The sequence below is a fragment of the Luteibacter sp. NPDC031894 genome, from assembly GCF_050273135.1.
In the GTDB taxonomy this organism is placed as follows: Bacteria; Pseudomonadota; Gammaproteobacteria; order Xanthomonadales; family Rhodanobacteraceae; genus Luteibacter.
This window is the reverse complement of sequence record NZ_JBNNMV010000003.1, coordinates 110,180-124,741: the sequence shown is the minus strand read 5'-3', so window position 1 is coordinate 124,741 and position 14,562 is coordinate 110,180. Positions and strand designations below refer to the sequence as shown.

Genomic DNA, 14,562 nt, shown 5'->3' with positions numbered 1-14,562 from the left:
CCCTACTGGACGTAGGCATGCTAACCATTGGCACGGCACGTAGCCAACGATGCGAGGCGAAGAAGTGCAGAGGCCCGTGGTCCCTGCGCAGGCACCACGGGAGGTTACGAATTACCGGTCAAGCTATGCCAATGCCTTGGATGCTCGCGCTGCTCGCCTCGAAACCCGCGATTTCGGCGAACCGTTTGCCGCGCTCGGTGTAGTCGTGGAACTGGTCGAAGCTGGGGGCGCCGGGGGATAGCAGGACGCAGCCCTGCCCCGCGAGCGCCGCACGGGCGGCCGCGACGGCGGCCGACAGGTCGGTGGCGCGGTACACGCCTGCTATGCCCGCATCCTCCAACGCGTCAGCGATACGCGGTCCGTTCGCGCCCTGGCAGACGATCGCCTCGGGGGCATGCACGCGCATCGCCTCGACAAAGGGTGTCCAGTCGAGGCCGCGGTCGTGGCCGCCGACGATCAGCGCGGTCCGTTGCGCCCCGACACTTTCGAGTGCCGCCAGGCTCGCCAGCGGCGTGGTGCTGATCGAATCGTTGATCCACGCTAGGCCATCGCGCTCGCCGAGAGGTTGCAGGCGGTGCGGTAGCGGCAGGAAGGTCGCGAGGGCCGGCGCCGCGGCATGCGCGTCCAGGCCCATGATGTCCAGCGCGGCCAGGGCGGCACAGGCGTTGACGGCATTGTGCAAGCCCGGCGCGGCAACCGTCGCGGCCTCGATGACGCGTTCGTCGCCACAGCGGATCCAGCCGTCGGCCACGTGCCACCCTTTCGCGTCACCAAACGTGTGCAGACCGGGGTGGTCGTAAGCGCGCTCGAGCAGCAGCGGCTGCATCGCGTTCACGAGGACCATCTCCGAGGCGGACAGCAGCTTGAGCTTGTCGTCCACGTAGCGCTCGCGCGAGCCGTGCCAGTCGAGGTGTTCCTCATACAGGCTGGTCACCACGCCAAGGTTCACACCCATGGCCTCGCCGGTCTGGAAACTGGAGAGCTCGATCACCCATAGATCGGCCCGGCCGTCGTCGAGTTCGAGCATCGGCATGCCGATGTTGCCCGCGAGGGCGGTACGCACGCCTAGCGAACGCGCCAGGTGCGCGATCAGCGCGGACGTGGTGCTTTTCCCCTTCGTCCCGGTGACGGCGATGGTGCGGGCATCGACATGTTCGCCGAACCACAGGGCACTGCCGGAGGTGAAGCGCGTGCCGCGAACCTGCGCGTTGAGCACTTCCGCTTTGTACGCGGAAATGCCGGGGGATTTGATGACGATGTCGTACGCGGCCAGGGCATCCGCGTCGGGAGCCATGCTTCGCACGTCGACCGCGGGAAACGCGGCGCCGGCCGGATCCATTTCGTCCGCGCTGCAGAAAAGTGTCGCCCGCTGACCGGGTAGGTGACGGGCGAGCGCGGACAAGGCAGCGCGGCCTTCGCGACCGAAGCCCCAGACCGCGACACGCTTGCCTTGCAGGTCAGCCCAGCGCATCCAGCGCTCCCAGCAGTCGCCGCGGCACGAGGTGCGACGCTCCCGGTTTGAGCCACGGGGCCAGCGCCAGGTCGTCGTGGGTGAGTTGCGGAAGGATTTCCGTGCGGAAGCGCGCGACGAGCGCGTCCTCCCGCCATTCGGGACGTTCCGCCAGGGCAACCATCGCGGCACGCGCCTCGGCGCCCTCGCCCACGCACTCGAACGGCTTGTGATCCTTGTACTCGAGCAAGGCGTCGAAGGCCGCGGCGAGCGCATCGTCGTCGAGCAGGTTGCGGCCGAAGATCGACAGCAGGCGCGGCTTCGCCATGAACGGCGCGAGTGCGAGGAACACGAAGTGGCACTTCGGACACTGCCCGCACCAGCGATCGGCCGGCTTCGGCCCGAGGATGCGGAAATTGCGATTGCAGCTGGAGAACACGTTGAAGTACTCGCCACCCATGCGCGCGAACGCACTCGTCACCGCCAGTTCCGACCACGGCCGCAGCAACGAGCAATAGTCGAGGTCCGCCGCCACGTGGGTATGCAGGTAGTCGTGCAAGGTCTTTTCGAAGCCGAAGCCCTTGCTCCACTGGTGGTTCACTTCCTGGCCGTCGTATTCAAGCGTGGCCACGGATGCCGAGCGCTCGTTGGCGAAGACGATGGAATCGTAGCCGTAGAGGATCGCCGCCACGGCGAGGATGACCGAATTGATGGCCGTGACGGGGATATGACCGTTCCACGCGCCCATCCGGTTCAGTTCGAACAGGCCCGGGGCGAGCTCGCGCGAAATATTCAGGGTCGGGAGCGCCGTGCGCGCCGCGCACTCCGCGATGAGCGGCGAATTGCCCACCCACGTGGCCGTGGCTTCGGCACCGATCGACTTCACCGCCTCGACCGCCACGACCGAATCCTTGCCGCCGCCGATCGGCAACAGCGAACGCGGCGGCAAGCCGATGGCCGCTGCCGGTGCTGTCGCGCGGCGCTCGAACGGAAACGCGATCCGTCCGCGCAGGTCGAGCCGGTTGCGATACGCGAACTCGGCTAGCCCGTGCAGGTAGAGCGCGTCCAGCAGGTACGCCGTCGCCTCGTCGAGCGCCTCGCCCTCGACGACGATCGTCCCGGGTATGCCCGCCTTGTAATAGCTGACGCCGGCGACGAGATGCAGCAGGCGCAAGGCCGCCGCGAAGGCGGCCTCGCGTTCCGCCGGCACGGCCGGCGCACCCGGGAAGGTCACCCGCTCGACCAGTTCCGGACCGTCGTCGAACGCGTAGACGAGCTCGGCCACGCCGTCGGCGAAGCCGTGACGAACGAAACGGAAGCGTGTGCTCTCGCGCGGATCGGTGAGGATGTCCGTCACGGCAGGAGCACCTCGTCGGCTTCGTCGCGGAGGTTGTAATGCGATGACATCACCGCGCCATACGCGCCGCCCTGCGCCACCAGGACAACGTCGTCTTCCTTCGATTCCGGCAGGCGGCGATCGGAACCCAGGATATCCCCCGATTCGCAGATCGGCCCGACCACCTGGTACATCGTGGTCGCCGGTTCGTCGAAGCGGGAGAGGTTGGCGATCTCATGCCAGGCGTCGTAGAGGGCGGGGCGAATCAGGCTGTTCATGCCGGTGTCGAGGCCGAGGTAGCGCGTGTTGGCACCCTTCTCCTTCTCCTGCGTGACCTTGGCCAGCAGCACGCCGCAATCCGCGACGAGGTAACGACCGGGCTCCATCCACAACTGGAACTGCGGATAAGCCTGGCGCACCGACGTGAGCACGCGATCGAGCGCGATCATGTCCAACGGTGTCTCGCCAGGGTGCGAAGGCACGCCGAGGCCGCCGCCGATGTTCAGCACCGTGATGGTACCGATGCGTTCGGCCAGCGCCGCGAGTTGCGAGTACACCTCGCCCCAGTGCACGGCATCGAGGATGCCCGAGCCGAGGTGCGCGTGCAGGCCGATCACCCGCGCGCCAGCGGCGTCGGCGAGACGCAGGAAGCGGTCGATGTGTTCGATCGGCACGCCAAACTTGCTGCCGGTGCCGCCCGTCTTCACCTTTTCATGGTGGCCGAGGCCGCGACCGAGATCGACGCGCAGCACGATGTCGCGTCCGGCGAACATCTCGCCCCAGTGCTCGATCGGGTGCAGCGCGTCGATCGTGATCGTGGCGCGCGTCCGCAACGCGGCGGCGAAGTCGCGGCGCGAGGCGAAGTTCGGCGTGAACAGCAGCGGCACGTCGTCGGGCACCGCGGCGGAAACCGCCGCGAGCTCGCCAGGCGAGACGCATTCGAAGGCGAAGCCCTCTTCCGCCAACACCTTCAGGATGCCCGGATGGGTATTCGCTTTCACGGCGTAGTGAGCGCGGTCCACCGCCTTCAGCGATTTCACCTGCCGCGCCTGCGCGCGCACGGTGGGCAGGTGATAGACGTAACGCGGCGTCCGCTCTTCCGCGAGACGAAGCAGCACCGGACGTTCGCCATGCCACCACGCGGCGCCCGGCGCGGCGGGATCGCCCTTGCCGTAGAGCGACTGCCAGGAAGGACCGAACACCATGCTGTCGTCGGTGCGCAAGGCACCGGCGCCGATGAGCAGTTCATGCAGCCGAGGCAACATATCGTCCACCACGTCTTCGTCGACCACGAAGGTCAGGTTGAGGTTGTTCGAGGACTGCGAGATCAGGTGCACGCGCAGCTGGCCGAATTCCGCCAGGACGCCGGAGAGCTTGTGCAGCATCGAACGCATGCCGCGACCGACGAGGGTGATCGCCGCGCAGGGCGCGATGACCTTCACCCGGCACACGCGCGCCAGGTCCGCGGCGAGCGCGGCGATGGCATCGGAATCGAGCAGGTTTTCCGTGGGATCCAGGGACACGGTGACGTTGGTCTCGGCCGAGCCGATCAGGTCCACCGACAGGCCATGGCGCTTGAACGCGTCGAACACGTCGGCGAGGAAGCCGACCTGTTGCCACATGCCGACGGACTCCATCGACACGAGCGTGATGCCCTTGCGCGCGCTGATCGCCTTGATGCTCGGCGCGTGCTCGCGCACTTCCGGACCGATGGACGTCCCGTCCAGGTCGGGCCGGTTGGTGTCCTTGATCAGCAGCGGCACGCGCGGCTCGCGCAACGGCGAAAGGCAGCGCGGATGCAGGACCTTCGCGCCGGTGGAGGCGATTTCCTGTGCTTCCTCGTAATCGAGGCGCTGCAGCAGGCGCGCGCCGGCCACCTGGCGGGGATTGGCACTGAACATGCCGGCGACGTCCGTCCAGATCTCCACCCGCGCGGCCGCGAGCAAGGCACCGAAGTACGCCGCGGACGTATCGGAGCCGCCTCGGCCGAGCAGCACGGTGCGGCCCGCGTCGTCCCGGGCGATGAAGCCCTGGGTGATGAACACGTCGCCGCGCGCGGCGAGGGCTTCGGTCAGGGCGGCGTCGTGACGCGGCTCGACCATCGCCGACAACAGGCGGGTGCGCTCGTTCTGGTTGGGCAGCACGACGGAACGCAGGCAGTCGCGCGCGTCGACCCAGGTGGTCGGCAGCCCGTTCGCCGAAAGGAAAGCGGCACCCAGCGCGCTGGACATCAACTCGCCGTGCGCCTGCACGCAGGCCTGCCAGGCGAGTTCGCCGAGGTCGGCGGCGCCATCCTCCGCCAGCCTCGCCATGTCGGACAGGCGCGCGCCCAGCGTCTCCGGCATCGCCAGCGACATCTCTGCGAGCAGGGCATGGTGGCGATCGGCCAATGCGGCGGCCGCGTCCGAGCGACGTTTGGATTCCGCGTGCGTGCAAAGCTGTTTCAACCCGTCGGTGATGCCGGACAGGGCCGAGACCACGATCAGCACGCGTGCGCCTTCGGCGCGGCGGCTGGCGGCCAGCTCGAGGATGTTGCGCCAGCGTGCGGCGGTGGCTACGGATGTGCCGCCGAACTTCATGACGATCCAGGGCGCGTTGACGGGCAACGGCGCGTTTGCGATTTCGCTCACGGGACTCTTTGGGCTGGTGGGGAAGCAACGACTGCCGGGGACCCCGGCACAATCAGGAAAGTGTTGCGCCGCAATGGGAAAAAGGCAAACTGCATCCTTTGCCGCCACTGCGACCGCTCATGGAAAACCCAGGCTACGCGCGACGCCTCACCCTCATGGACGCCGCGCTCATCGTCGTCGGCGGCATCATCGGTGGGGGCATCTTCCTCAATCCGGGCATCGCCGCGCAGCGCACCGACTCCGGGGTGGTGCTCCTGTCGCTCTGGGTGGGGGGCGGCCTGCTCACCCTCATCGGCTGCCTCTGCTACGCGGAACTGGGCGCGCGGCGGCCCGAGGCGGGCGGCAGCTACGTCTACCTGCGCGAGGCGTTCGGGCGCCTGGCCGGCTTCCTGTTCGGCTGGACGATGTTGCTGGTGATCTACAGCGGCAGCAGCGCCGCCGTCGCCACGATCTTCGGCAGCTATGCCACCTCCGTCTTCGGCCTTTCGCCGACGCTGGTGAAGCCGCTCGCCGTGGGAGCCCTGGTGTTCGTCACCGGGCTCAACCTGTTCGGCATCCGCTTCGGCGCCCAGGTGCAGAACGTCTTCGCGATCCTCAAGCTCACCGCCATCGCGGTGCTCGTGGTCACCGGCCTCGCCTTCGCGGGAGCGGGCACGACGCAGGCACTGGCGCCAAGTCCGAGCCAGGCCGTCGGCGGCCTGGCCGGCGCCTTGCTCCCCGTGCTGTTCGCGTTCTCCGGCTTCAGCTACCTCAACAACCTCGCCGGCGAGGTGCGCGATCCGCAGCGCACGCTGCCACGTGCCCTGGTCCTCGGGATGCTCGTGGTGATTGCCGCCTACGTGCTCACCAACTACGCCTACCTCGCCGTGCTCGGCCACGACGGGCTCGCGGCCAGCAAGGCGCCGGCGGCGGACGTCATGAGCCGCGTGTTCGGCGACACGGGCGCGAAGATCATCGCCATCGGCATCGCGATCTCGACCCTCGGCTTCTGCAACATCACCCTGGTCGCCGGGGCGCGCGTGCTCCAGGTGATGGGCGAGGACGGCCTGTTCTTCGCCAGCGTGGCGAAACTGCACCCTCGCTACCGCACGCCGAACATCGCCCTGATGGCGTTGTCGCTGTGGGCGATCGTGCTCGTCCTGGCCGCGAACTACGGACAACTGCTCGATTTCGCCACGTTCGGCGACTGGGCCGCGTATGCCGTCACCATCGCCACCCTCTTCTGGTATCGCCGCCACGCGACGACGCGCCCGGCCTTTGTCACGCCGGCCTACCCGCTGCTGCCACTGGCCTTCCTCGCCACGGTCATCGCCGTGGTCGCGGCCTATGCGTGGGACAAGCCGCTGAGCGCCGGCGTGGTCTGCCTCGTCGTGTTCGCCGGCCTCCCCGTCTACGCCGTGTGGCGACGCCTGTTCAGGCCAGGGACACCCTGAGGCTCGCTGATCCCCGGCCTGGATGCCACAATGCCGGGGATACCCAGAGACACTGTGGAAAGCAGATGGCACAGCAAGGCCCGACGTCGCCCGTTCCCGTTCCGCCCCGGCAAGGGGCCAACCAGCCCACGCCCGCGCCGGTACGCGAAGGGATCGACGTCATCGTCAACGGCAAGCGCTATCGTCACACCGGCGACGAAGCCATGCCCCTGCTGTGGTACCTGCGCGACGTACTGCGCCTCACCGGCGCCAAGTACGGCTGCGACCAGGGCGATTGCGGTTTCTGCACGGTGATCGTCGACGGCAAGGCCGTGCCGGCCTGCCAGACGAAGATGGAAAAGATGCGCGGCAAACGCGTCACCACCGTCGAGGGCCTCGCCGCCGACGACGGCACGCTGCATCCCGTGCAACAGGCCTGGATCGACGAGGACGCGATCATGTGCGGCTACTGCCAGCCCGGCCAGATCATGGCCGCGGTGGATCTCCTTTCCCGGCAGAAGAATCCTTCCGACGCGGACATCGATAAGATCGGCAACCTCTGCCGCTGTGGCAGCTACGGCCGCATCCGCAAGGCGATCAAGCGCGCCGCCGGCACCATGAAGGACGGCAAGGCATGAGCGGCGAGGTCCGCCTTTCCCGACGCCGTTTCCTGAAGTACGCCGCTGGCGCCGCGGGCGGCCTGGTCATCGGCGTCGGCACGGTCGGCGCGGTCGATCGCCCGCCGCCGCTCGGCCTGCTCGGCGATGCCTGGACTCAAGTCGGTCCGTACCTTCGCATCGCCGCCGACGGGCGCATCTTCATCGGCGTGCGCGATCCGGACAATGGCGAAGGCACGTCCACCTCCCTGGCCCGGATCATCGCCGAGGAACTCGACGCCGACTGGACCCGCGTGGTCGTGGAACCGCTCGGCCTGGGCGTCAGCATGGGCAATGGCGAGCCGAAGTTCACCTATGGCCGCCAGCGCAGCGGCGATGCCACCAGCATTCCCGCCGCATGGGCCGACCTGCGCCAAGCCGGCGCACTGGGGCGCTGGCTGCTGCTGCAGGCCGCCGCACGACGCCTCGGCGTCCCCGCGGAAAGGCTGCGCGGCGAGAACGGCATGGTCATCGCCAGCGACGGCCGGCGTATTTCCTATGCCGACCTGGCATCGACCGCCGCCGGCATCGACGCCCCTGCCACCGCACCACCCCTCAAGGCGCCCGATCGCTACGGTCTCGTCGGCCAGCCCGCCGGCGATGTCGACGCGCGTGGTGTCGTCACCGGCACGCTGCGTTATGCCTTCGACGAGAACATCGGGGACAACGTGATCGCGGTCCTCGCGCGCTGCCATTATCCGGGCGGCGCGCTGGACACGGCCGACCGGGACGCGGCCGGGAAAGTGACGGGCGTCTACGCCGTCATCGACATCGCGCCGGAAGCGAACCAGCCCCCCGGCATGACGGCGCAGGCACCGGCTATCGCCGTGCTGGCACGCGACACCTGGTCGGCGCTGCGCGGGCGCGCTGCGCTGCAGGCCACCTGGAAGCCGGACGCGAACCCCGAGCCCGCCGCCTCCGCACTCGAACAGCAGGCGGTCCAGGCGTTCGACGACGAAACCGTCGTGCCTGCCACCGTGCGCAACGACGGCGACATCGCCGCGACGCGCAAGAAGGCGGCGCGGGCGCTCGAGGCGACGTATTTCCAGCCCTGGGTGGCCCATGCGACGGCGGAAACGCCAAACTGCGTCGTCCGCCTGGATCCCGGCACCAGCGTCACCGTGGTCGCGGCCACGCAGTCGCCGCGCCAGGTCTACACGGTCGTGCAACGCATGACGGGCTTCCGGCCGGACCAGATCGACATCCAGGTGCCGCGTGGCGGCGGCGGTTTCGGCCGTCGCCTGGAATCCGATTACGTCGCGGAGGCGATGGCGATCGCGCTGGCGAAGAAGCCGGACGAGATCCGCAACCGGCCGGTGAAGGTGCTCTGGACGCGTGACGACGACCTCGCCCGCGACTACTACCGGCCGCTGGCCGTGCACCGGCTGAACGCGTCGCTCGATCGCAAGAAGCAGATCGTCGGCTGGCACCAGCGCATGGCGAGCCCTTCTTCGCTGGCCGGCCGCGGAACGCCGGATGATCGACTGTGGCAGTCCGAGCTCGTGGCCGACGCCCTGCCGGCCGGCCTCGTGCCGAACTTCCGCAGCGACTGGTATCCGCTGTCGTCGCGGCTCGCCCGTGGCGAATGGCGTGGCTCGCCCCACGTCACGCCAACGTTCGCCAGCGAGAGCTTCATCGACGAACTCGCGCATGCGGTCAAGGCGAATCCCCTCGATTTCCGCCTCGCCCTGCTGGGCGATCCGCGCCAGCTGCCCTACGGCGGTCGCGGCGGCCCGATCGATACGGCGCGCCTGGCCAACGTGCTGAAGCTCGCGGCGGAGAAGCTGGACTGGAGCCGCTGGTTGCGCAGCGAGAACGGCCTCGGGATCGCCTGCGCCTACGTATTCGGCGCGTATGTCGCGCACGCGATCGAGGTGGCTCCCACGACCGATGGCATCGACATCCATCGGGTGGTCTGCGTCGCCGACGTCGGCCGCGCCATCAACCCGCTGGGTCTCGAGGCGCAGTTGCAGGGCGCCACGATGGACGCGCTTTCCACCGCCCTCAACCTCGCCATCACGGTGAAGGACGGTAAGGTGCAGCAGACCGGCTTCCGCGACTATCCGCTCGCCGCGACCCGGCCCCTCCCTTATGAGGTTGAAACGCTGATCGTGCCGTCCACGGCGGCGCCCGCGGGCGCCAGCGTGGTTGCCGTGCCGTCGGCCGCACCGGCGCTCGCGAACGCGGTCTTCCGTGCCACCGCGGTGCGCGTGCGGCGCCTTCCCCTGCTGCGTGAGCTGGCGCGGTTGCGCTAGTCCGTTTCCCACCCCGAGGTATCGCATGACCATCGCATCGTTCACCTCGGACCCGCCGGCACCGCGGACCGACGCCGACCTCATCGGCAGCAACAAGCGCTTTTACGACGCCCTGTGGTCGGAAGCGAAGCTGTTCGCGCCGGATCGTTTCAATACCTGGCCCCTTGTATCGGAGCTGGTCGCCGAGACCACGCGCCGGCTCGAAGTGGCGCCGGGACTGCGCCCGCGCCTGCCCCTGGCGGACACCCAGTTCGTCGACCTCAGTCGCCCCGCCCTCGCCGAACTGGGCCGGCACGGAGCGCGGGTGGCGAACGCGATGATCGGCGCCCTGCCGTTCCGCGACGCCAGGTTCGACTTCGTCTGCGCCTTCGACATCCTCGAACACGTCGTGGACGACGAAGGCGCCCTGGGCGAACTGGCACGCGTGGCGGAGCCCGGCGCGCGGCTGCTGATCTCGGTGCCCCTGCATCCCGACGCCTGGACGCCCTTCGACGATTTCGTGGGCCATTACCGGCGCTATGAGCCGGAGGCCATACGGGCCCTGCTCGCCCGCCATGGGTTCACCATCGAGCGCAGTGCCGTCTACGGCATGCAGCCCAAGTCGTCCAGGCTGCTGGACCTGGGCCAGTACTTCCTGACCCACCACAGGGCTCGGGCGATGTGGTGGTACAACCGCGTCTTCATGCCACTGGGCGTGCGTTTCCAGAAGGCGCTGGCCTTCACGCCCGGCTTCGCGCCCGGCCCGGGCGTGGACGAAGTTCTGCTGGTCTGCCGCAAGACCGGGATTTAAATCGAGCAAAAACAGTGGCTTTACACATGGCGCGCTGCAACTGGTTATGATGCGCCACCTCCTCGTCCCGGATGCAGCGGCATGCTCTACCTCATGCACGAATGGCAACGCTCGATGCTCAGCCCGCTGTCCTACTGGGCCGAAGCGGGGGCGAAGATGTTCGGGGACATCGCCAGCCCGTTCGCCCGGGTGCCGGGGGCTGACAGAGCTGCGGCTGGATGCGAGCTGATGTTTCGCCTCGGCAAGGCCTACGAGAAGCCCGAGTTCGACATCCATACCGTGCACGCCCATGGGCACGACGTGGCGATCGTCGAGCAGGTCGCCATGGCCAAGCCGTTCTGCACGCTGAAGCGCTTCAAGCGCTTCTCCGACGACCAGGCCACCGTCGACCGCATGAAGCACGACCCCGCCGTGCTCGTGGTCGCGCCGCTATCCGGCCACCACTCCACCCTGCTGCGCGACACCGTGCGCACGCTGCTGCGCGACCACAAGGTGTACATCACCGACTGGGTCGACGCGCGCATGGTTCCGCTGGACGAAGGGTCGTTCTCGTTGGCGGACTACGTCACCTATATCGAGGATTTCATCCGCCACGTTGGCGTGCATCGCGCGCACGTCGTGTCGGTCTGCCAGCCGACCGTGCCGGTGCTCGCGGCGGTGTCGCTCATGGCGGCACGCGGGGAGTCCACGCCGGCCACGCTGACGCTGATGGGTGGTCCGATCGACACGCGCAAGAGCCCGACCAGCGTCGACAACCTCGCGACGACGCGACCGCTGTCCTGGTTCCGCAACCAGCTCATCCACAAGGTGCCCTACCAGTATCCGGGCGCGGGGCGCGACGTGTATCCGGGCTTCCTCCAGCACGCGGGCTTCATCGCGATGAATCCGAGCCGCCACGTCATGTCGCACTGGGACTTCTACGAGAACCTGCGCAAGGGCGACCTCGACGACGCCGACGCGCATCGCAAGTTCTACGACGAGTACAACGCCGTGCTGGACATGCCGGCCGAGTACTACCTCGACACGATCGAAACCGTCTTCCAGGAGCACCGCCTGCCGAAGGGCACCTGGGAAGTCCATGGCGAACTGGTGCGCCCCGCGAAGATCAAGGACACCGCCCTGCTCACCATCGAGGGCGAACTCGACGACATCTCCGGCCTGGGCCAGACCGAGGCCGCCCACGGGCTGTGCAAGGGCATCGCGAAGAAGCGCCGCAAGCACGTCACGGTGGAGGGCGCGGGCCATTACGGCATCTTCAGCGGCCGCCGCTGGCGCGACGTCGTGTATCCCGAGGTCCGCGATTTCATCAAGGCGTTCGACAAGGGCAACAGCAACACGGGTGCGCAGGGCACGCGCAAGGCGTGACTTGTCTTATGTAGGAGCCGCTATAGCGGCTCCTACAACAGCAACCAGCCCACGAGGCCGACCACCGCGAAAAACGGCACGGACCACAGGTGGAACGTGCCCCAGGCGCCGCGCTCGCCGAGCAGTCGCAATGCGATGAGGTTGGCCAGCGATCCCAGGACGAAGCCGAACCCGCCCACGCTCACGCCGAAGGCGATGCTCCGCCAATCGTGTGAATACTCCGCCAGCAGGATGGCCGCCGGCACGTTGCTCACGGCCTGCGAGGCGAGCGCAGCGGTAGCGTAAAGATGCGACGCCTGGTGCAGGCCCAGCCCCGCGACGAAGTCTTTAACCGCGCCCAGCCCCGCCAGCAGGCGCAGGTCGATGAACATCAGTACGAAGGTGAGCAGCAGCCCCCAGTCGATCGCCGCGACGATGCGCCGGCGCAAGGCGAGGAACACGACCAGCACGCCCAGCAAGGCATAACCAACGTGGCGCAGGTCGGTGAGAACGAGGAAGGGCGCATACAGTACGGCGGCGACGATGAGCATCGTGCGGTCGACGTTTTCGTCGACACGCTCGTGGACTTCCAGCGACGTCCCGGGGAACGCGAGCGCGGTGAGCACGAGCAACAGGCCCAGCACAGCCGCGGAAAGCGGCAGCATCGCCCAGACGAAATCGCCGAAGCCGTTATTCCATTGCTGCCAGAGGAAAAGGTTCTGCGGGTTGCCGATCGGCGTGAGCATCGAGCCCGCGTTCACCGCCAGCGCCTCGAATACGACGATCCGCGTCGCCGGCATGCGCGCGATGCGGCACATGCGCAGGGTCAACGGCACGACGACGAACAGCGCCACGTCGTTCGTCAGGAGCATGGAGAGCAGCGCCGTGGACGCGACGAGCCCGAGCGCGGCGACGCGTCGCGTGGACGTACGGTCGATCAGCCAGCGACCGGCAACGTCCAGTGCACCGCTGGTTTCCACCGCCTTCGTCAGCACGAGCAAACCGGTCAACGCGGCGATGGTCGGCCAGTCGACCAGGTCGAGCCATCCCGCTACGCGCGACGGCGCGGCGATCGCGAACAGGATCGCCATGCCGAGCAGCACGAGGAACAAGATATCGCGGCGCAACTGGCGCAGCGATTCGGGCAACCAGGTCATGAAAAAATCCCGCCGATGGTGGCGGGATCATAGCGGCTCCTACAGGTTTTTTTAGTCGTCGTCGCGCGGGACGTCGACCTTGCCGGAGACGCCGCGATGGTTGACGTCGCCGCTGCCAACCGTGCGCACGGTGAGGTCGCCGCGGACGTTTTCCACGTTGAGGTCGCCCGACCCGATCGTCCCCACCTGCACGTTGCCCTGGGCGTCGCGAACCGAGGCGTCGCCCGAGCCGATCGTTCCGATATGGACGCGGCCGGCACGCTTCGCGCCGAAGTCGCCGGAACCGACGGAATCGATATCCACGTCGCCGGTATCCTCGAGCTTGAAGTCGCCCGAGCCGACCGTGCCACGCACCGCGCCCTTGACGTCATGGGCCTCGAGGTCGCCGGAGCCAACCGCGGCGTCGAGCGACGCGACGTTGCGCACCTTGGCGTCGCCGGACCCGACATCGAGTTTCACCGGGAGGGTGGCGGGAATGGTGGCTTCCACCTTGAGGTCACTGTAATGGTTGCCGAAGCCGCCGAACCAGCCGTGTTCGCGCTTGTCCTTCAGCTCCACGACGAGCGTGCCGCCATCGCGTTCCTGGGTGACGACGAGATTGTCGACGGTCTCCTGTTCCGACGCGCAGGCCTTGCCCCGCACCGTGCCCTTGTCGGCGGAGGCACCGCCGGACACGAGCAGGTCGTAGGAATTCGTGATGAAGCGGATGTCGTGGACGCCGCGGAGGTCGAGATCGAGGTTACGGTCCGCGTGGAACTTGCACTGGGCGTCGTCGGCCATGGCGACCGCGGGTAGCAGGAACAGCGAGGCAAGGATCAGTTTGCGCATGGAGTCTTCCCTTCGTATGGATGCGATGGACCGTTCATGGATGCGGCCCGGAGGCAAAAGGTTGCAGGGCCGCGTCTTCACGCGAAGCTGACCGGATGGCAACGGGCCCGTCAACCGTCGCCGGGCCGGCACGTTTTTCCCCGTGCAACACCCAACCGGAGACAACCCTATGCAACGCAAGACCCTCCTCGCCAGTGCCGCTTCCCTCCTCCTCGCCGGCTCGGCCGCCTTCGCGTTCGCGCAGGATGCCTCGCCCAAGACCCCCACCGCCCCGGCGGCCCAGTCCAACCAGGCCCATGACCATCAGGGCATGAAGTGGAACCGCGGCGATCGCGACCACGGCCACGGTCAGCACGGCGGCTGGGGCCAGCATGGCCGCGGCGGCATGCGCAACGCCGGCGTCATCGGCGACCTGCGCGCCCTCGAGCGCGTGTACGTGATGAATGGACGGGCGAAGGAACTGCCGGCGCTGTACAACGAGGTCCTCGCCAAGTCGCAGAACCCGATGGTCCGCGACTACGCGTACCGCCACCTGGCCCGCGCGCAGATGCAGCCGCAGAACGTGGATGCCGCCATCGCCACGTTGCGCAAGAGCCTCGACGAGAGCCTGGCGCAGGACCAGAAGCGGCACCAGGAGATGGAAGCGTTCAAGCAGCGCATGCAGCAGCGCGCGGCTGTGAACAAGTAAGGCCTTACCGCAAGCA

The 14,562-nt window shown here is 68.0% G+C and carries 11 protein-coding genes; 6 read left to right on the top strand and 5 right to left on the bottom strand.

Features of this window, described 5'->3' with window-relative positions:
- Positions 1–118: 118 nt before the first annotated feature.
- The 3 genes from murD to ACQKIE_RS10465 are packed head-to-tail and all read right to left on the bottom strand — an operon-like array spanning position 119 to position 5,416.
- Positions 119–1,471, bottom strand: coding sequence for a UDP-N-acetylmuramoyl-L-alanine--D-glutamate ligase (murD, locus tag ACQKIE_RS10475; RefSeq protein WP_427458730.1), 1,353 nt, complete (start codon positions 1,469–1,471; stop codon positions 119–121).
- Positions 1,458–2,807, bottom strand: coding sequence for a UDP-N-acetyl-alpha-D-muramoyl-L-alanyl-L-glutamate epimerase (murL, locus tag ACQKIE_RS10470; RefSeq protein WP_427458728.1), 1,350 nt, complete (start codon positions 2,805–2,807; stop codon positions 1,458–1,460). Before murL ends, murD begins: the two co-directional genes overlap by 14 nt.
- Positions 2,804–5,416, bottom strand: coding sequence for a bifunctional aspartate kinase/diaminopimelate decarboxylase (locus ACQKIE_RS10465; protein WP_427458726.1), 2,613 nt, complete (start codon positions 5,414–5,416; stop codon positions 2,804–2,806). The genes murL and ACQKIE_RS10465 overlap by 4 nt, the downstream gene beginning before the upstream one ends.
- Positions 5,417–5,535: 119 nt before the next feature.
- On the opposite strand from ACQKIE_RS10465, the gene ACQKIE_RS10460 reads away from it, so the two are divergent.
- The 5 genes from ACQKIE_RS10460 to ACQKIE_RS10440 all read left to right on the top strand — a co-directional run bounded on the left by ACQKIE_RS10460 (position 5,536) and on the right by ACQKIE_RS10440 (position 11,894).
- Entirely contained in the window at positions 5,536–6,849 is a 1,314-nt protein-coding gene (locus ACQKIE_RS10460) for an APC family permease (RefSeq protein ID WP_427458724.1), read from the top strand.
- 65 nt (positions 6,850–6,914) lie between these two features.
- Entirely contained in the window at positions 6,915–7,466 is a 552-nt protein-coding gene (locus ACQKIE_RS10455; protein WP_427458722.1) for a (2Fe-2S)-binding protein, read from the top strand.
- Entirely contained in the window at positions 7,463–9,739 is a 2,277-nt protein-coding gene (locus tag ACQKIE_RS10450; protein ID WP_427458720.1) for a molybdopterin cofactor-binding domain-containing protein, read from the top strand. Before ACQKIE_RS10455 ends, ACQKIE_RS10450 begins: the two co-directional genes overlap by 4 nt.
- A gap of 25 nt (positions 9,740–9,764) precedes the next feature.
- On the top strand, positions 9,765–10,529 hold the full coding sequence (locus ACQKIE_RS10445) for a class I SAM-dependent methyltransferase (protein WP_427458718.1): 765 nt from the start codon (positions 9,765–9,767) through the stop codon (positions 10,527–10,529).
- Between the two features lie 81 nt (positions 10,530–10,610).
- Entirely contained in the window at positions 10,611–11,894 is a 1,284-nt protein-coding gene (locus ACQKIE_RS10440; RefSeq protein ID WP_427458716.1) for a polyhydroxyalkanoate depolymerase, read from the top strand.
- 32 nt (positions 11,895–11,926) lie between these two features.
- Here the strand turns inward: ACQKIE_RS10440 and ACQKIE_RS10435 are convergent, their stop codons facing one another.
- On the bottom strand, positions 11,927–13,030 hold the full coding sequence (locus ACQKIE_RS10435) for an SLC13 family permease (RefSeq protein WP_427458714.1): 1,104 nt from the start codon (positions 13,028–13,030) through the stop codon (positions 11,927–11,929).
- 51 nt (positions 13,031–13,081) lie between these two features.
- Positions 13,082–13,858, bottom strand: a complete 777-nt coding sequence (locus ACQKIE_RS10430) for a GIN domain-containing protein (RefSeq protein WP_427458712.1) — start codon at positions 13,856–13,858, stop codon at positions 13,082–13,084.
- A gap of 169 nt (positions 13,859–14,027) precedes the next feature.
- On the opposite strand from ACQKIE_RS10430, the gene ACQKIE_RS10425 reads away from it, so the two are divergent.
- Entirely contained in the window at positions 14,028–14,546 is a 519-nt protein-coding gene (locus ACQKIE_RS10425) for a hypothetical protein (RefSeq protein ID WP_427458710.1), read from the top strand.
- The last annotated feature ends 16 nt before the right edge of the window (positions 14,547–14,562 follow it).